The sequence below is a fragment of the Rhodococcus sp. NPDC057529 genome (genome assembly GCF_042802055.1).
Lineage (GTDB): Bacteria > Actinomycetota > Actinomycetes > Mycobacteriales > Mycobacteriaceae > Rhodococcus_F.
In genome coordinates this window covers 73,170-89,653 of the sequence record NZ_JBHVEY010000006.1, presented here as the reverse complement: position 1 = coordinate 89,653, position 16,484 = coordinate 73,170, and the positions used below count along the sequence as shown (strand labels likewise).

General features: G+C 65.9%; 16 protein-coding genes and 1 pseudogene. 11 read left to right on the top strand and 6 right to left on the bottom strand.

What is annotated here, in order from left to right; genetic code table 11:
- Window positions 1–165: 165 nt before the first annotated feature.
- A complete protein-coding gene (gene surE / locus ACFU5V_RS13500) occupies window positions 166–951 on the bottom strand; it encodes a 5'/3'-nucleotidase SurE (RefSeq protein ID WP_378699783.1) in 786 nt (261 codons plus the stop codon).
- Between the two features lie 268 nt (window positions 952–1,219).
- Here surE and ACFU5V_RS13495 point away from each other — a divergent pair, with 268 nt between their 5' ends.
- The 5 genes from ACFU5V_RS13495 to ACFU5V_RS13475 all read left to right on the top strand — a co-directional run bounded on the left by ACFU5V_RS13495 (window position 1,220) and on the right by ACFU5V_RS13475 (window position 6,597).
- Complete coding sequence (locus ACFU5V_RS13495; RefSeq protein ID WP_378699781.1) at window positions 1,220–2,959, top strand: PEP-utilizing enzyme; 1,740 nt, start codon at window positions 1,220–1,222, stop codon at window positions 2,957–2,959.
- Between the two features lie 70 nt (window positions 2,960–3,029).
- Complete coding sequence (locus tag ACFU5V_RS13490; protein WP_378699779.1) at window positions 3,030–4,085, top strand: phosphotransferase; 1,056 nt, start codon at window positions 3,030–3,032, stop codon at window positions 4,083–4,085.
- Window positions 4,086–4,136: 51 nt separating this feature from the next.
- Entirely contained in the window at window positions 4,137–5,162 is a 1,026-nt protein-coding gene (locus ACFU5V_RS13485) for a TIGR03857 family LLM class F420-dependent oxidoreductase (RefSeq protein ID WP_378699777.1), read from the top strand.
- Window positions 5,159–5,512, top strand: coding sequence for a hypothetical protein (locus tag ACFU5V_RS13480; RefSeq protein ID WP_124391878.1), 354 nt, complete (start codon window positions 5,159–5,161; stop codon window positions 5,510–5,512). Before ACFU5V_RS13485 ends, ACFU5V_RS13480 begins: the two co-directional genes overlap by 4 nt.
- Window positions 5,509–6,597, top strand: a complete 1,089-nt coding sequence (locus ACFU5V_RS13475; protein WP_378699775.1) for a phosphotransferase — start codon at window positions 5,509–5,511, stop codon at window positions 6,595–6,597. The genes ACFU5V_RS13480 and ACFU5V_RS13475 overlap by 4 nt, the downstream gene beginning before the upstream one ends.
- 118 nt (window positions 6,598–6,715) lie before the next feature.
- Here the strand turns inward: ACFU5V_RS13475 and ACFU5V_RS13470 are convergent, their stop codons facing one another.
- Complete coding sequence (locus ACFU5V_RS13470) at window positions 6,716–8,893, bottom strand: glutamine synthetase III (protein WP_378699773.1); 2,178 nt, start codon at window positions 8,891–8,893, stop codon at window positions 6,716–6,718.
- 529 nt (window positions 8,894–9,422) lie between these two features.
- Between ACFU5V_RS13470 and ACFU5V_RS13465 the strand changes: the two genes are divergently transcribed.
- On the top strand, window positions 9,423–9,911 hold the full coding sequence (locus tag ACFU5V_RS13465) for a hypothetical protein (protein ID WP_378430465.1): 489 nt from the start codon (window positions 9,423–9,425) through the stop codon (window positions 9,909–9,911).
- A 9-nt stretch (window positions 9,912–9,920) separates the two neighbouring features.
- On the opposite strand, the pseudogene ACFU5V_RS13460 reads toward ACFU5V_RS13465, so the two are convergent.
- The 3 genes and pseudogenes from ACFU5V_RS13460 to ACFU5V_RS13450 form a co-directional block, all read right to left on the bottom strand.
- A pseudogene (locus ACFU5V_RS13460) lies at window positions 9,921–10,121 on the bottom strand (ANTAR domain-containing protein); the annotation flags it as partial.
- Between the two features lie 45 nt (window positions 10,122–10,166).
- A complete protein-coding gene (locus ACFU5V_RS13455; RefSeq protein WP_378430464.1) occupies window positions 10,167–10,538 on the bottom strand; it encodes a type II toxin-antitoxin system VapC family toxin in 372 nt (123 codons plus the stop codon).
- A gap of 5 nt (window positions 10,539–10,543) precedes the next feature.
- Window positions 10,544–10,792 carry a type II toxin-antitoxin system Phd/YefM family antitoxin gene (locus ACFU5V_RS13450; RefSeq protein ID WP_378430463.1) on the bottom strand — a complete coding sequence of 83 codons (249 nt, stop codon included), beginning with the start codon at window positions 10,790–10,792 and terminating at the stop codon, window positions 10,544–10,546.
- Between the two features lie 334 nt (window positions 10,793–11,126).
- Here ACFU5V_RS13450 and ACFU5V_RS13445 point away from each other — a divergent pair, with 334 nt between their 5' ends.
- From ACFU5V_RS13445 to ACFU5V_RS13425, 5 genes are all read left to right on the top strand, one after another.
- Complete coding sequence (locus ACFU5V_RS13445; RefSeq protein WP_378699771.1) at window positions 11,127–12,338, top strand: CaiB/BaiF CoA transferase family protein; 1,212 nt, start codon at window positions 11,127–11,129, stop codon at window positions 12,336–12,338.
- A gap of 127 nt (window positions 12,339–12,465) precedes the next feature.
- Entirely contained in the window at window positions 12,466–12,747 is a 282-nt protein-coding gene (locus ACFU5V_RS13440; protein ID WP_378699767.1) for a hypothetical protein, read from the top strand.
- Complete coding sequence (locus ACFU5V_RS13435) at window positions 12,744–13,025, top strand: hypothetical protein (RefSeq protein WP_378699765.1); 282 nt, start codon at window positions 12,744–12,746, stop codon at window positions 13,023–13,025. The genes ACFU5V_RS13440 and ACFU5V_RS13435 overlap by 4 nt, the downstream gene beginning before the upstream one ends.
- Before the next feature lie 179 nt (window positions 13,026–13,204).
- Window positions 13,205–14,368, top strand: a complete 1,164-nt coding sequence (locus ACFU5V_RS13430; RefSeq protein ID WP_378699762.1) for a Gfo/Idh/MocA family protein — start codon at window positions 13,205–13,207, stop codon at window positions 14,366–14,368.
- Window positions 14,369–14,453: 85 nt separating this feature from the next.
- Window positions 14,454–14,924, top strand: a complete 471-nt coding sequence (locus ACFU5V_RS13425) for a DUF4440 domain-containing protein (RefSeq protein WP_378430458.1) — start codon at window positions 14,454–14,456, stop codon at window positions 14,922–14,924.
- A 46-nt stretch (window positions 14,925–14,970) separates the two neighbouring features.
- Here the strand turns inward: ACFU5V_RS13425 and ACFU5V_RS13420 are convergent, their stop codons facing one another.
- Window positions 14,971–16,377 carry a guanine deaminase gene (locus tag ACFU5V_RS13420; protein WP_378699760.1) on the bottom strand — a complete coding sequence of 469 codons (1,407 nt, stop codon included), beginning with the start codon at window positions 16,375–16,377 and terminating at the stop codon, window positions 14,971–14,973.
- Between the last annotated feature and the right edge of the window lie 107 nt (window positions 16,378–16,484).

Here is a 16,484-nt window from a genome sequence, read left to right as displayed (position 1 = left end):
GGGGGGGGGGAAATGAAAGGAGGCCCTCGTCGGGGGGGGGGGGGGGATGGGGGGGGGGAAAGAAGGGAGGAAAAAAAAAAAAAAAAAAGGGGGGGGGGGTTTTGTCGCCCCCCCCCCCGCCCCTTCTGTGTTCGGTATACGGTGCAGCGCAGGAGAATCCTGCGCTCAGGACTCGGCGGACACCGGGAACGGCAGGCACGCCTCGACGTGCGCCGCGACACCTGAGCCCTCGGAGTTGGCCGCCACGGCCGAGATGGCGCTGATCGACACGTAGCCGTCACGCACGAGAGCGGAGTCGGTTCCGGTGCCGAGGCGTTCGGTATTGGCGAATCGCAACAGCCGCACCGTGTCCGGGGTCTTGTCGAAGGTCAAGCCGAGCAGTCCGCGCGGTGCCAGCGGCGCCATTCGCACGCCCTTGACCTCACTGATGTCGAGATCGGGCACATTGACGTTCAGCACGGCACGGTGGGCGCTGTGGGCGAGCATCCACTGCGCCGCCGACACCGCGATCCGGCCGGCGGTGTCGAATCGGTGCTCCGGCGGAAACCCGCAACTGACGGCGAGACCGCGGACGCCGAGGGTCGACGCGGTCAGCGCGGCCGCCACCGTACTCGAATTCAGAATCATCCGGCCGGTGTTCGGGCCCGGATTGATGCCGCTGACGACCAGATCCGGCGGAGGACCGAACACCCCCGCGCACGCCGCGAACACCGCAAACGCGGGCGGGGCGTCGAAGCTGAGCGCCTGCACTCCCGGCAGGTGCTCGAAGCGGCGCTCCGTGTAGGCGATCTCCGCTCCGTGCTCGAGGGTGCCCAGCGAAGAGCCGCTGCCGCTGCACTCGCCGCGCGGCGCGGCGATGGTGATCTCGTACCCCTCGGTTGTCAGAGCTGTCGCCACCGCATGCAGTCCGGGTGCGTCGATGCCGTCGTCGTTGGTGACCAAAATGCGCATGTGAGCGCTCTCCTTCCCTGCCGACCTCCACAAACCAGACGCCAGCTCAGACCTCGTACTAAAGGATTGTGACTCAGTATTCACACTTTTGTCTACCGGCAAGCGTGCAAACTCGTCAGACGTGCGCCCAGTCAAGGCTAGGGGTCCTTGACAGAGTGACGCCACTCACATAAGAATGTGAATTCACAGTCGCTAACACGACAGGCGACGTGCATCGTTCCGGGATGAGACCGGCACTCCACAACATTTGTCTGAAAGAAGGCATCGCATGGCTGAGTGGCCCATCAACGACACTGTGTCGAAGGTGTTTCCCCTGTACTCCCGCGCGAACGTCGGGGAGATCTTCCCCGACCCGATCAGTCCGTTGAACGCCTCCGCCGGCTTCCAGCACAATCTCGAACCGGGCTGGCGGGACGCTTTCGTCGCATGCAAGGTCTGGGACCACGACCTCTACGACGCCACGGTCGACTACAACATCCTCCCCGCCTTCGGCAGCTACCTGTACATCAACATGTCGCTGATGCGGCTGTTCGGTGTCCGCGTGCCGGGGATGTCGCCGGAAGCGGTCGACCTGCAGTACTTCGGTGACATGCCCGGGATTCCCAGCTACGAGAGCGAGAAGCGGGACTTCGACGAGAACCCGGAATTCGCCGAGCGCGCCGGCGCCTGGCTGGTCGAGGAGGTCATCGGGGCCACCGGACTGCCCGAGTACGACGCCGACCGTCAGGACGTGGTGCGCATCCGCGCCGACCGGCCCGACATGACCGCGTTGACCGATCAGCAGTTGCGCGATCGCATCACCTCCTTCGACTACATCCTGCGGCCACTGTTCCAGCACCACATCGAGGCAAGCCTCAAATCGGGTGTCGGGCTGGGGGCCGTCGCGCAGATCGCCGCCGCCGTCGGCAGGCCCGAACTCGCCCTCACCCTGGTCGGCGGCATCGGTGACGTCGACTCCACCGGACCCTCCAAGCGGATGTGGACCCTCAGCCGCACCGCCCAGGATCCGGCTGTGGCCGCCGTGTTCGACGAGGGCGTCCACGGCCTCTACGACCGGCTGGCGGCGAGCACCGACCCGGCCGTCACCGCGTTCCGCACCGATCTCGACGCGTTCCTGTCGGACTGGGACTTCCGCGGACCCGCGGAATGGGAGATCCGCGCCCAGACGTGGGGAGTCAAACCGGAACTGGCGCTGGCCACCGTCGACCGCATGCGGCAGGTCGGCGACGACGAAGCGCCGGAAGGCAAGGGCACCATTCGAAGTGAGGAACGCGAGGCCGCCGCTTCGGTGGTCCGTGAGCTCCTCGCCGGGGATCCCGAGACCTCCGCCCAGTTCGAGGCCACCCTCGCCGCCGCCGCTCTCTGGCTCCGCGGCCGCGAACGCGCCCGCACCACGGCGGCCATGGTGATCCACGAAATCCGGCTTCCTGCTCGGGAACTCGGCCGACGCGGAGTCGAGGCGGGAGCCCTCGACAGCGTGGAGCAGATCTTCATGCTCTTCGCCGACGAACTCGACGCCTACCGCGCCGATCCCGCTGCGTTCACCGACATCGTGCGCGAGCGGGAAAGGAGTTACATCGCGCTCTTCGACGTCAAGCCGCCGTTCGTGGTGTCCGAGGAAGTTCCGCCGCTCGAGAGTTGGTCGCTGCGCGCAGGCGCCGCCGGTGCCGCGCTGGCCGCGGGCGAGTCTGTGGTCGGCGTGTCCGGCTGCACCGGCACCGCCCGGGGCATCGCCCGGGTCCTGACCACCCCCGACGACCCCTCCGCGCTCGAGCCCGGAGAGATCCTCATCGCCCCGATCACCGACCCGTCCTGGACACCGCTGTTCGTCGCCGCCTCCGCGGTGGTCGTCGACGTCGGAGCCCCGTTCTCGCACGCCGCGATCGTCAGCCGGGAAATCGGTATCCCGTGCGTCGTCTCGGCCACCGACGCGACCAAGCGCATCCCGAACGGAGCACTCGTCGAGGTCGACGGCACGACCGGTGTCGTGACGGTGCTCGAGATCTGAGTCGGTACCGGCCCTCGATAAGGAGAAGACATTGCACGCAGCTGATGTTTGCGCGAGCTGGCTGGATCGAGTGTTGCACGACAAGGGGATACTCGTCCCCGGCAATCGGGTGACCGACACGGCAATCGAACCGATAGGCACAGGCCTGGTCGCCGACAGTTATCAGATCACGATCTCGTACTCCGACCCTGGCAGCGGCCCCGAGTCGCTCGTCGCGAAACTGACTTCCGACAGCGAGCAGAGCCGCGCCGCCGGACGCAGCGAGCTCAACTACGCCCGTGAGGTCGGCTTCTACACCGAGATCGCGCCGCACCTCCAGGTCCGCGTCCCGGCCTGTTTCCACGCCGAAATCGATTCGAACAATACCGAATTCGTTCTCCTCTTGGAGGATCTCACTCCCGCACGTCCCGGAAACCAGCTGACCGGCTGCACGGTGGCCGAAACGCGGCTCGCCGTCGAACAAGCCGCGCGGATCCACGCGCCTTACTGGGGTTCCGAAGAACTCAGGGGCAACCCGTGGATGGACATCTCGTCGAGCTACTGGCAGCGATTCGCCGAGATGATGCCCGAATGGTACGACGGATTTCGTCAGCGCTACACCGGCCGGCTCAGCGAGGCCGACTTCGCACTGGGGCAGGAATTCGTCGACAACATCGCCGGGTACTACCAGGCACTGGAGAGGATGCCCTACACCGTCCAGCACGGAGACTACCGACCCGACAACGTCCTGTTCGACGCGCGCGGCGGAGAAGTACCGCTCGTCGTACTGGACTGGCAAACAGTGGTGTACGCACCGGGAGTCGTCGACGTCGCCTACTTCATCGGTGGCGCGCTCGATGCCGTGACACGTCGAGCGCACGAGGACGAACTACTCCTCCACTACCACTCGGAACTCGTCGACCTCGGGGTCGACGGCTATCCGTTCGAACGTCTCGTCCAGGACTATGCGTGCGCGACCTTCCACAACTTCATCATCGGGGTTGCGGCTGCGATGCTGGTGGAACGAACCGAGCGCGGTGACGAGCTGTTTCTGTCCATGGTCACCAATTCCCTGACACATGCACGGGACCGCGACGGAGCCCGCCACATCGGCATCCACCCCCTCGCCGCGGTGAACCGCGGGTAGGTCCGCGCCCGGCTGCGGTTCTCACGAAAGGCACACTCAGTGAACGATACGATGCCTGAACTGGGCTTCTACGCACTCGGCGGACACGTCGAGTCTCCCCGAGAGATGTACGGCGAACTGGCACTGGCCGAGCGTCTCGGCCTGGGCACCGCGTTCTTTTCCGAACGGTTCAACGTCAAGGAACTCGGGTCGTTGACCGGCGCGGCCGGCGCGGTGACCGAACGCCTGAACATCGCCACTGCTGCGACCAACCACAACACCCGCCACCCGATGGTGACAGCAGCATGGGCGACGACGATGCACCGGCTGACGAACGGCCGCTTCGTCCTCGGCCTCGGTCGTGGGCTGGCACCGCAACTGAAAGCCTTCGGCCTCCCGCCGGTGACCACCGCGCAACTGGAGGACTTCATCGGTCTGATGCGCCGATTGTGGAAGGGCGAGACCGTCGAGGGCCATTGCGGCCCGGCTGGAAACTATCCGGCGCTGCGCCTCGACCCGACATTCGACGAGAACATTCCGATCGGACTGACCGCATTCGGGCCTGCGACCCTGGCCCTGGCGGGGCGAGCCGCCGACGTCGTCGTTCTCCACACGTACTTCTCGGACGACACTGTCGTGCGGTGTGTGAATGCGGTCCGCACCGCTGCGGAGAAGGCCGGTCGTGATCCCGCAGCGGTCAAGGTGTGGTCTTGCTACGCAACGGTTCCCGACCACCTGCCCGTCGAACTGCAACTGAAGAAGACTGTGGCCAGACTCGCCACCTACCTGCAGGTGTACGGAGACTTGATGGTGAAGACGAACAACTGGGACCCTGGCGCGCTCCAGCGGTTCCGAGAAGATCCGGTGGTCGCCGGATTGAACGGCTGGTGCGATGCGGTGGCAACCCCGTCCGAGATCGAGCACATCGGCACAGTGCTGCCCGCCGAGTGGCTCGACGCAGCCGCCACGGGGTCAGCCGAGGCCTGCGCGAAAAAGGTCTCCGCCCAACTCGATCTCGGTGTCGACGGCGTGATCATGCACTGCTCGACCCCGGCAGAACTCGAACCGCTCGTCGAGGCGTACAGGAGGCTGCGATGAGAACCCCCGTCGAACTCGTCGAACAATATGTGTTCGAGATCTACAACAAGCAACGAGTCGAACTCGTCCACGAAATATGCGGCGACCCGGTCATTCGACACGAAGCGGGTAACACCGTCGCGCTCAGCCGAAATCAGCAAGTCGAGCGCATTCGCGCTGACCTGGCGTCGAACCAACCGACCTTCGAGGTGGCCAACCTCTCCGGCAACGAGGAGTTCGCGACGCTGACGTGGAACGCGATCCGCCTGTCCACCGGAGAGCGGCTCTGCGGAATCGAGGTCTTCAAGGCGACCGCGGGACTCATCACGGATGTGTGGAACTCCAACTACTTCGAAGGGTCCTGGTCATGAATCACCCGACTCCCAGAGTGCTCGACGTCGCCACCGAGATCGACACCGCATGGGTGCAGTCCGTGCTGCGGCACGCAGGCCACACCGGGGTCGAGGTCGCGTCGATCTCGGCGCAGCCGATCGGCGCAGGAAACGTGAGCGACACCGTACGAATCGGCATCGAGTACGCACGAGCCGAATCCGTTTCCCCCGCCGCGGTCGTGGTGAAGTTCCGTCCGAGCGCACCGGGTGCGCACGCGCACGGACTGCGGAGCGGTGCATACCACCGCGAAATCGGCGCCTACCGGGAAGTCGGTGGCCGACAGGCTTGCCGGATTCCGCGGTGCTTCTGGGTGGCCGGCGACGAGACGAACATCAACCTCGTCCTGGAGGACTTGACGGCAACGACGACGCCCGGCAATCAAGCTGCGGGGTGTGGTGTGGCCGAGGCGGAATCCCTTGTCGCGGAACTCGCTCGCCTGCACTCCAGCTTCTTCCCACTGACAGACGAGGCAGCGCCCGCGTGGTTGGTGCGCATGTCCGAGGTCTCCGACTACTGGTGCGATGCGGCGGAACGCGGGGCCGCGGCCGCGCTGACTCGCTTCGCCGGGGACCTCCCGCCGTACTTCCTCGCCGCCATTCGAGATGCCGTCGCACTCGTTCGCACCTGGTACGGGCTGCCGCAGCAACACCTGACACTCACTCACGGCGACCCTCGCGTCGACAATGTTCTCTTCGAGAGGTCGGAGGCGGGAGTGTCGGCCGTGCTCTTGGATTGGCAGTTCACCGGCTTGCGCAACCCGATGTACGACTTCGCGTACTTCATGTCGGGCAGTGTCGACGTCGCCGAACGCCGACTACACGAAACACGATTGCTGAAGACGTACATCGACGTCTTCGCGGAGAAATCCTCCGGATACGACGAGGGTCAGGCGACGGCCGACTACAGGATCCAGCTACTCAGCGGCCTCTACGTCACACTCGCCGCGGTCGCGGTTCTCCCCGACAACGATGTGGTGAACCAGCTGATTCTTGCGCTGCTGCGGCGCAACTGCGCAGCCGCGGTCGATTGGAAATCCGTCGAAGCGCTCGGCGATTCGGCCTGATCCAGCCGGTGACAGGTACTCCGAGATCCGGGCGGTGCGAGCCGACACGAAGGTCCGGAACCCGTAGCTTCCGCCGTAGGTTCCGGACCTGTCTGTCGTGCAGATCTACTCCAGTCCGTCAGAGGACGTAGAGCATCTCCTGGTACGTGGGCAGCGGCCAGAGGTCGTCGGCCACGATGTCCTCGAGGCTGTCTGCTGCTGCGCGAACGGCAGCCATCGCGGGCAGCAGGGCATCCTTGGCGTGCGTTGCCTCCGCCAATGCCTCCGATTCGCCCTGGGCGGCGAGCGCGGACTTCAACTCGGCGAGCGAGGTCCTGAGGTTCGTCAGGGGTGCGGACACGGCCTCGAGCGCGGACAGGTCGGCGTCCACTCCGGCGGCCTTCAGCGCCGCAACGTTCTGCGCCAGTTCGGTCTGGTAGCGAATCGCGGCGGGAAGGATCGACGTCTGTCCCAATTCCAGGGTCAGCCGTGCTTCCACTCCGATCGTGAGTGCGTACTGTTCGAGACCGATCTCGTAGCGAGAGTGCATCTCCCGGTCGTTGAACACCCGGTACTTGCCGAACAGTTCGACCGCCGATTCGGTGATCAGTTCGGGCAACGCGTCGAGGGTGGTGCGCAGGTTCGGCAGTCCACGCGCGGCCGCCTCGTTCTGCCAGTTCTCCGAGTACCCGTCACCGTTGAACACGACGTCACCGTGGTTGGTGATGATGTCGGTGAGCAGGTTCTGCACCGCCGTGTCGAAGTCGGTGCCGTTCGCGACCGCGGTCTCGAGTTCGGTCGCGATGTAGTCGAGCGACTCGGCCATGATCGTGTTGATCGTGACGATGGGTCCGCTCACCGTCTGCATCGAACCCGGCGCCCGGAACTCGAACCGGTTGCCGGTGAAGGCGAACGGGCTCGTGCGGTTGCGGTCGCCCGGATCGGTCGGGAGCACGGGCAGGGTGTCGACACCGATCTTCATGGTGCCCTTCCCCTTCGACGAGGTGGCCGCACCCTTCGCGATCTGCTCGAACACGCCGGCGAGCTGATCTCCGAGGAACACGGAGATGATGGCCGGGGGAGCTTCGTTCGCGCCGAGTCGGTGATCGTTGGTCGCCGACGCGACGGAGGCGCGGAGCAGGCCGCCGTACTTGTGCACCCCGCGGATGACGGCCGCGCAGAACACGAGGAACTGGGCGTTGTCGTGCGGGTTGTCGCCGGGGACGAGGAGGCTGCCGAGTTCGGAATTGCCGAGCGAGAAGTTGACGTGCTTGCCGGACCCGTTGACACCGTCGAACGGCTTCTCGTGGAACAGGCAGGCCATGCCGTGCTTCTTGGCGATCGTCTTGAGCGTCGTCATCAGCAGTTGCTGATGGTCGGCGGCGATGTTGCCGCGTTCGAACATCGGTGCGATCTCGAACTGGCCGGGGGCGACCTCGTTGTGCCTGGTCTTCGCGGGAATGCCGAGCTTGAACAGCTCACGTTCGGTGTCCATCATGAAGCCGAGAACGCGCTCGGGGATGGCGCCGAAGTAGTGGTCGTCGAACTCCTGGCCCTTGGGCGGCTTGGCGCCGAACAGGGTGCGGCCGGAGTTGAGCAGGTCGGGCCGGGCGAGGAAGAAGTGCCGGTCGACGAGGAAGTATTCCTGCTCCGGTCCGCAGAACGAGACGATGTTCTCGACGTTTTCATGGCCGAAGAGCGTCAGGATGCGTTCCGCGTGGACACCCATCGCCTGCTGCGACCGCAGCAGCGGTGTCTTGTGGTCGAGCGCGTCCCCGGTCATCGACACGAACACCGTCGGAATGCACAGGGTGTTGCCGTTCGGGTTCTCCAGCACGTAGGCGGGGCTGGTGACGTCCCACCCGGTGTAACCGCGCGCCTCGAACGTGTTGCGGAGCCCGCCGTTGGGGAAGCTCGACGCGTCGGGCTCGCCCTGGACGAGCGTCTTACCTGCGAATTCGGCGAGTGCCGACCCGTCACCGACCGGGTCGAAGAAGCTGTCGTGCTTCTCCGCGGTCAGGCCCGTCAGGGGGTAGAAGACGTGCGCGTAGTGCGTCGCGCCCTTCTCGAGTGCCCAGTCCTTCATCGCGGAGGCGACCGCGTCGGCGACCATCGGGTCGAGCGGCTTGCCCTTCTCGATCGTGGCGATGACGGACTTGTAGACCGACTTCGGCAGACGCTTCTGCATCACGGCCTTGCTGAATACGTTCTGGCCGAAGATCTCGCCCGGCTTCTCGTCGTCGACGAAACTGACGGCCGGGGGCACGTAGGCCTCGACGTCCTTGATCGCCTGCAGACGGACGGCATTCCCACTCATGTGTTTCTCCCTCGCGTGTACCCCGCGGATGAGGTGGGGGTGCGTCGGGGCAACACTGTACGAACGGAACGTAACGTGAATGTTTCGTGCAGATTTCTCGGCCGTGTCAGGCCGCCGTGGCGGTGCTCACGCAGAGTCCCCTGAGGATAAGGCCCACAGCGAAACTACACCGTTCGGATTCGGTCCGTCGGTTGAGGCTGCCGCCGGCCGGCAGCGGGGGGCGTCGAGCCCTCGATCGGACTTTACTTGCGCTTTACCTTAGTTCGCGATACCGTCCAATCAGTTGCAGGCGCAGCGAATCACGAATTCGCCACCTCCAGACCGAGGTGAGAGTCCGCCCATCGAGGGATCGGGCGGTGTGCCCGTACGCAGCGCGCTGACGTCGAATCGAATTCCGTCGGACGCCGCTACACGGGCGGTGGACCCCACCGGTCAGCTTTGGGCGGCCGGGACCGGTGGGGCCATACCGGCGACTGGGTGTCATCGACCACGCTGTGTGGCGATGCCCCGCACCGGGCATTCTCGAAGTATGGGATCGAACGCGGGCAGCCCCACCAGTTCGTCGGCCGCGGCAGTCGGTGGCCGGCTGATGCAACTGGTCGGTGACCGCGACGTCGTCCGGTTCTCGGGCGAGATATCCCGGGTGTGCGCCGAACCGCCCGCTGTCGGAGAGCGACCGGAATACGGCGACGTGCTCGCCTGGGTCGTCGATGCCATCGTCGGCGTTGTCACCGCGCGTTTGGGCGCCGCGGGACCGGGGGAGAGGTTCATCCTCGACCTGCGCTTCACGGACGGCGGGTTCGTCGACGTAGACGCCCTCTCGGCGTCGGAGCGTTGGGTGCTGCGGACGGTGTCGGCGTTCCTCGCCGAGGATCTCGCCGAAGCGCAGCGGTCGCTGACCGCTGCCGAGCAATTCGACGTGACCATGCGGGCGGAGACCCTCGCCGATGCCCTGATCTGGCTCGACTTCGTCCTCGACGTCGACCTCCCCGACCCACCCGACGTGACCACCGCATAGCGGGCGCGGTCAGTCCGGCGTCCTCGCCTCCGCGTCGGTGCGTTCGTGCGCGGTCAGGAGCAGGTGATCGAATCGGGCGCGGAACGAGACGGGGAGGGTCGCCTCCGCGGCGAGGGCGTCGACGAAGCGTTCGGCGAGGGTGCGGAGCTTGGTATTCGTCTCCTGTGAGCGCCAGGTGAGGATGCCGAAGGCCCGTTCGGAGGAGATGCCGTCGCGAGTCGCGGTGACGGCAACTCCATCGGCCGCAGCGGATCGTCAGATGGTGTCGACCTCGAGCAGGTGTTCGATTCCACGGAGATCACCCGCGTTGCGGGTGAGGAGGCGGGCGTTGTTCGCGTGCGCGGTGGCGGCGATCATCAGATCAAGGGCGCGGGGCTGAGGTTTGCGGCCATATGCTCGCACGGCAGCGGCCAGCTGCCCGTAGCTCCGAGCGACACCCGCGTCGACAGGGAGGGGGTCGAACTTGCGTTCCACGGCGATCAGCCGCTGCAACCGCTGCGCTCGCTGGTCCGCGGTGTTCGCGACCAGGAGCCCGAAGTGCAGTTCCGCCAGGCTCACGGCACTGATCGCGACCTCCCCGTCAACGGGTGGGACATCGCTCGCGATCAGAATGCTCGTGTCGAGCACCGTCCTCACCGCGAAGCCCAGGGGTCCGCGATCGGGTCTTCGATAAGGCCGCGGTCGGCCTCCCACGTCGGATCGGTATCCGTCCGAAAGATGTCGGCGACCTCGTCGAAGGCGCACCACGTCTTCCGCCCGGCGGGGCCGAGGATCGCGCTCGGCCGGCCTGCGACCGTGATCAGCATCGTCTCCCCGGCTTCGGCCCGTTTGACGTAGTCGCTGGCATGCTGGCGCAGTTCTTTCAGCCCTAGACTCTCCATACCCAATGGTAGCACTAATGCTACTTTGCGAGCCCGGCCATCGCGTCGGTCTCAGCTTTCTTGCATGTCGACGATGCACATGCGGGTGAGATCCGGCCTCCGGGCGAGCAGTGCGATGGCTTTGATCATGCGGCGACCGTAGAGGGCAGAGCAACGCCGTGAATCCGCGATCTCGTTCAGCGGAATCTCACAGCCCCGCCGGTCCAGCCTCGGGGTGTTCCGCTTTGGAACACCCGCGTCGTCGGGCGGTGGTCGATCCTGGAGTCACCACGCCGGATATCCGGCATCGCGCGCCTCGTCAGCGGCGTGCGGTTCATCATCAGGAGAATTTCACGTGACCTCAACTGTGAATTCGACGGTGCGCCAGGGCCTTCCGCTCGACGGGATCACCGTGGTCAGCTTCGAGCAGGCGGTGGCCGCCCCGCTCGCCACCCGGCATCTGGCCGATCTGGGCGCCCGTGTCATCAAAGTCGAACGCATCGGCGAGGGGGATTTCGCCCGCAACTACGACCGTGCCGTGCACGGTGTCGCATCACATTTCGTGTGGCTCAACCGGGGCAAGGAGTCGGTGAGTGTCGACCTGAAGACGGCCGACGGCGTGGCGGTCGTCCGCAAACTCGTCGACCGGGCCGACGTGGTGGTGCAGAATCTCGCACCCGGCGCGATCGACCGGCTCGGCCTCGGCGCCGAGGCGCTGCGCGCGGACCGTCCCGAGCTGATCGTGGTGAACATGACCGGCTACGGCACCGACGGTCCACTGCAGGCGCGTAAGGCGTACGACATGCTCGTCCAAGCCGAAACCGGGCTGTGCTCGATTACCGGCACCCCCGAGACCGCCACCAAGACCGGCATCCCCGCCTCGGATATCGCCGCCGGCATGTACGCGCTGACCGCTGTGCAGGCGGCGCTGTTCCGGCGCGAACGCACCGGTGCGGGAGCGGCGGTGGACGTGTCTATGTTCGACGCGACCGTCGAATGGCTCGGGCATCCGATGTACCTGCAGATGTACCAGGACACTCAGGTCGAGCGGATGGGTCTGAGTCACGCCTCGATCGCACCGTACGACGCGTACCCGACCGTCGACGGGCAGATCCTGATCGGGGTGCAGAACGACCGCGGCTGGCGGGCCCTGGTCGCCGAAGTGTTCGGCCGACGCGACCTGGCCGAGCATCCGAAGTTCGCCACCAACATCCTGCGGGTGCGGAACCGCGCCGAAACCGACCAGGTCGTCGCCGAGCACACCCGTCGGTTCGACACCGAAGAACTCGACAAACGACTCGCCGCGGCGGGCGTGCCCGCCGCCCGCCTGAACGACATGCGCGGTCTCATCGACCACCCGCAACTGTCCGAGCGCGGCCGGTGGCGTCAGATCGACACCGAGTCCGGCCAGGCCAGGGCCGTACTGCCGCCGATGACCTTCACCGACGTCGAACTCCCCATGGGGCCGGTTCCCGCCCTCGGTGATCATACCGACGCCGTTCTCACCGAACTCGGCTTCACCGACACCGCGATTGCCGCGCTTCGCACCGGAGGCGCGGTCGGATAGCGTCCCCCGTCCCGAAGGTGTGCCACGAGAGGGCGAGATCCGCGTAGTCGACTACTCGGGTTCACCGGTGCAGGTCGCCGTACGGTCGGTCTGTATCGCATTCGCGAATCGACGAAAGGACACCGAAATGGCTTGGTCGACAACGCCGCAGGGGCTTTTTCTCGCCGCTGGTCAGGCGAATCAGTTCTCCTTCTCGTTCGGGGACGTCTGGAAGGGGCCGCAGTTGGCGACGCCGAAACTCGATGCCAGCCAGGGTGGTGGCGGCACGAAGGTCCTGGTGACTCAGTGGCAGGGCACCGCCAATCAACCGGTCTTCGGCGGCCCCAGCAAGCAGTGGTACGTGCTCGGTATTCACAACAGCTCGACTTCGGGCATCTGGTTCCACCTCGAAGGAGGCGTACTCGCATGACGACACAGGAATCACCGAACGTGTCCCACGTGCAGGTCCTGGCGGACGGGAGCGGCAGCATTCTCGCCGCCGTCATGCGCACGGCGAGAACGGACTCGATCTCGGCCTCGGGTGAGGACGTTGCGCCCCAGGTCTCTCTTCTCGCCTCGGAAGGGCAAGTGGTGCATGATATCTCCGTTTACGGAGGGTCCGGGGACGAGATGTTCGAGTCGCTCGATCAGTGCGTGGTCCGGGTCGACGCCGGCGTCCCGACGTTGGTGCCCCGCGCGGACGCATAGCCGTCGAGGAAGGCGAGGGGAACGCTGGTCCGCGGGCCGGCGGTCCCCGGCCCGCGCCGGGCGAAACCCATCAAATTCCCCTCGAGAGCTACTTTGTCCGCACAAACGGTTGACTTCGCCGCAGGCGCACAGCACTGTCGTAGGGACACACGCCGCGCCGAGTAGTTCCGGAGTCGACCTTGACCAACGCCCACCCCACCGAGATCGCAGTTGCAGTGGCCGGATTCGGCTGGATGGGCCGAGTGCACACCAACGCGTATCTGCGTCAGCGCCACCACTTCCCGGAAGCCCCGACGATCCGGCTGGGCGCCGTCGCCGACGAGGTACCCGGCCGCGCCGAGGAAGCCGCCGCCCAGTTCGGTTTCGGCGCAGCGCTGACGGATTGGCGCGACATCGCCGCCGACGAGAACATCGACGCGGTCAGCATCACCGCACCCAACTTCCTGCACCGCGAGATCGGCGTCGCGATGGCCCAGGCGGGCAAACACATCTGGATCGAGAAGCCGGTGGGGCTGTCGTCCGAGGACGCGAAGGCTGTTGCCGCCGCCGTCGAGAAGGCGGGCGTCCAGTCGACCGTCGGGTTCAACTACCGGCACGCACCGGCCGTCGCGATGGCACACGATCTCATCGCCTCGGGCGAACTGGGCACCATCACGCATTCACGGTTTCGCTTCCTCAGCGACTACGCCGCACACCCGGACGGCGCTCTGAGCTGGCGTTACGAGAACGCGCGCGGTGGGTCGGGCGTGCTGGGCGATCTCGCGTCGCACGGCGTCGACCTGGTCCGGTACCTGCTCGGGGACATCGACGCCGTGGTGGCCGACACTGCCGTCTTCATCCCGCAGCGCGCCGTCCCGACGGGGGCCACCAGCGGGCATGCGCGCGCGACCGGCGGCAAGCTGGGGCCGGTGGAGAACGACGACTTCGTCAGCGCGCTGGTCCGTCTGGCATCGGGCGGGCGGGTGACCCTGGACGCCAGCCGCGTCGCCGTCGGCGAGCAGAACAACTACGGGTTCGAAATCCACGGCACGAAAGGTGCGGTGTACTGGGACTTCCGGCGGATGAACGAACTCGGCACGAGTCTCGGCGGCAGGTACCAGGACCAGCCGGTCACGACGGTCTGGGTGGGACCCGACGCCGGGGCATACGCCCGCTTCCAGCCGGGTTCCGCGTCCTCGATGAGCTACGACGACCTCAAGGTCATCGAGGGAAACAACTTCATCACGTCGATCGTCGACGGAAAGCCCCAGGGCGCAACGATCGCCGACGCCGTCGCCGCGGCCGAAACCCTCGATGCCATCACGGCATCCGTCGCTTCGGGTGCGTGGGTCGGGGTGCGCTGATCCGATCCGCACCGCCCGGTCGCGGGGTTACGCTTGATCGGTTGGCGGGTCGTTCCCGTACGCGCCCTTCTCCGCGGAGGTTGGTATGAATGCCAAACCGTTCGGCACAGGCATTGCGATTCTCGCGTTGACGATTTCGGTGGCTTCGTGTTCGTCGGATACTTCCTCCGACAGCGAGGACAGTTGCGTCCGCGCGAGTGACAGTGAGCTGGATTCGCTTTTCACGAGTTGGAACGATGCACTGGTCTCCGGCGACGCGAGCCGGGTGGCCGCGCTGTACCGGCCGGACGCGATACTGCTGCCGACCCTGTCGGTGCCCATCGCCGACACCCCGGAGGAGATAACGGAGTATTTCGTCAACCTGATCAAGGCCGATCCCACGGCCCGGATGGAAGAAAGCTACAAGTATTCGGACTGCAACCTCGCCTACAACGTGGGCCGCTGGGTCATCAACGCCAACGGCCAGGACGTGGCGGCGAGGGTCACGTGGGTGTACCGGTACGAAGACGGAAAGTGGCTGATCGCCAACCATCATTCGTCGGTGAACCCCAGCTGAGGCCACACGGTGGTGGCCCACCCGCGAGGCCGGCCACCACCGTAGTTCAGGACGATTTGGCGCGTTTACCCGCGACGTACACCTCGGTGATAGACGTCTCGCGGATCCCCATCAGCAGCGCGAACAGGGTCTGATCGCGGGCGAGTTCGGGGTCGGAGGACCGAAAGGCGTTGCGCAGCAACCCGTCGAGTGCAGGGGTGCCCGACGGGTCGACGACCACGAAGTCGGCTTCCTTCCCGACGTCGAAGTTGCCGAACCGGTTCTCCATGTCCAGGGCGCGGGCGCCGCCGAGGGTGCCGACGAACAGCATCTCCGCGGGATGCATCGACACCCCGTCGTCGCCGGCCTCGGTGATGTGCACCTTGAACGCGTCGCCGAGCACCCGAGGAATCAGCCATTCGTCGCCGCCGCCGAAATCGCTTCCCACGGAGATGGTGACACCCGACGCGACCGTGCGCTTCCACGGCATCGTTCCGGATCCCAGGAACAGCTGCGAGATCGGACAGTGCGAGACCGACGTACCGGTCTCGGCCATCCGCTCGAGCTCGGCATCCTGGCAGTGCACGCAGTGCGCGAGGATCGTGCGCCTTCCCAGCAGGCTCTTTCCGCCGACCGCCGAGCCGGGCAAGAATTTCCCGTCGTAGGTGTCCAGGTACGAGTTCACCTGGTACGTCTCCTTGGTCGAGTCGACCTCGCCGGTGCCGGGACGGTTGTTCTCGTTGAGATGCGAGTGCACATACACCCCGCGGTCGCGCACCTCGTCGTAGAGTTCCCCGAGATTCTTCAGGGTCTCCGTCGTCACCGACAGCGAGAACCGCGGGATGATCGCCACATGTAGCAGGGCGGTGTCGACGTCGCCGGTGTCGGCGCCGTGCCACTTGTCGATCTCCTCGCGGGTGAGCCGGATGGCGTCCTCTTCGGACGTCATCAACGGCTGGGCGGTTTCGTCACCGACGGTTTGAATTCCGCGGCCACTCACGATGCGCAGGCCCGCCTTCTGCGTCTCGGTGAACAACGCGTCCTGGGCGTGCGGAAACGCCGAACCGAACACCATGGCGGCGGTCGTGCCCGCCGAGATGCGCCGGTTGGTGAACTCGACGGCCGCCTGCTGCGCGAACTCCGGGTCGGCGAACTTCGCCTCCGACGGGAACATGCACAGGGTCAGCCACTCCAGAAGTTGCCCGCCGCCGTAGGAGTCGCCGGCGTACGTCTGAGGGAAATGGACGTGGGTGTCGACGAACCCGGGCAGCAGAAACCCGGGCCGGTGGTCGTACACGGTGCCGGACTCGTATTCGAACGGGAGCTCGGCGCGGTCACCGCAGAACACGATTCGCCCATCGTCGTCCAGCACCAGCGCGCCGTCGGGTATCGAAACCAGGGCGGCCGCGGCTTCGGTCACTTTCGGCGCGCCTGCGATGTGGAAGATGTGTCCGAGGTGGAGGTGCGTGGCCATGCGTGAACTCCCGTCGAGTGGTAACGGATCATGCGATGAGATAACAGCCCACACCTACAATGCCACCGATCAGACCCGGATCGCGGCCGAACAGACCAAGCCGTCTG

What these genes read in the sequence shown, in the direction of transcription:
- ACFU5V_RS13420 (WP_378699760.1), bottom strand. Translation starts at nt 16,377, where the DNA reads ATGGCCACGCACCTCCACCTCGGACACATCTTCCACATCGCAGGCGCG.
- ACFU5V_RS13475 (WP_378699775.1), top strand. Translation starts at nt 5,509, where the DNA reads ATGAATCACCCGACTCCCAGAGTGCTCGACGTCGCCACCGAGATCGAC.
- ACFU5V_RS13480 (WP_124391878.1), top strand. Translation starts at nt 5,159, where the DNA reads ATGAGAACCCCCGTCGAACTCGTCGAACAATATGTGTTCGAGATCTAC.
- ACFU5V_RS13470 (WP_378699773.1), bottom strand. Translation starts at nt 8,893, where the DNA reads ATGAGTGGGAATGCCGTCCGTCTGCAGGCGATCAAGGACGTCGAGGCC.
- ACFU5V_RS13425 (WP_378430458.1), top strand. Translation starts at nt 14,454, where the DNA reads ATGAATGCCAAACCGTTCGGCACAGGCATTGCGATTCTCGCGTTGACG.
- ACFU5V_RS13465 (WP_378430465.1), top strand. Translation starts at nt 9,423, where the DNA reads ATGGGATCGAACGCGGGCAGCCCCACCAGTTCGTCGGCCGCGGCAGTC.
- ACFU5V_RS13435 (WP_378699765.1), top strand. Translation starts at nt 12,744, where the DNA reads ATGACGACACAGGAATCACCGAACGTGTCCCACGTGCAGGTCCTGGCG.
- ACFU5V_RS13440 (WP_378699767.1), top strand. Translation starts at nt 12,466, where the DNA reads ATGGCTTGGTCGACAACGCCGCAGGGGCTTTTTCTCGCCGCTGGTCAG.
- surE (WP_378699783.1), bottom strand. Translation starts at nt 951, where the DNA reads ATGCGCATTTTGGTCACCAACGACGACGGCATCGACGCACCCGGACTG.
- ACFU5V_RS13495 (WP_378699781.1), top strand. Translation starts at nt 1,220, where the DNA reads ATGGCTGAGTGGCCCATCAACGACACTGTGTCGAAGGTGTTTCCCCTG.
- ACFU5V_RS13485 (WP_378699777.1), top strand. Translation starts at nt 4,137, where the DNA reads ATGCCTGAACTGGGCTTCTACGCACTCGGCGGACACGTCGAGTCTCCC.
- ACFU5V_RS13450 (WP_378430463.1), bottom strand. Translation starts at nt 10,792, where the DNA reads ATGGAGAGTCTAGGGCTGAAAGAACTGCGCCAGCATGCCAGCGACTAC.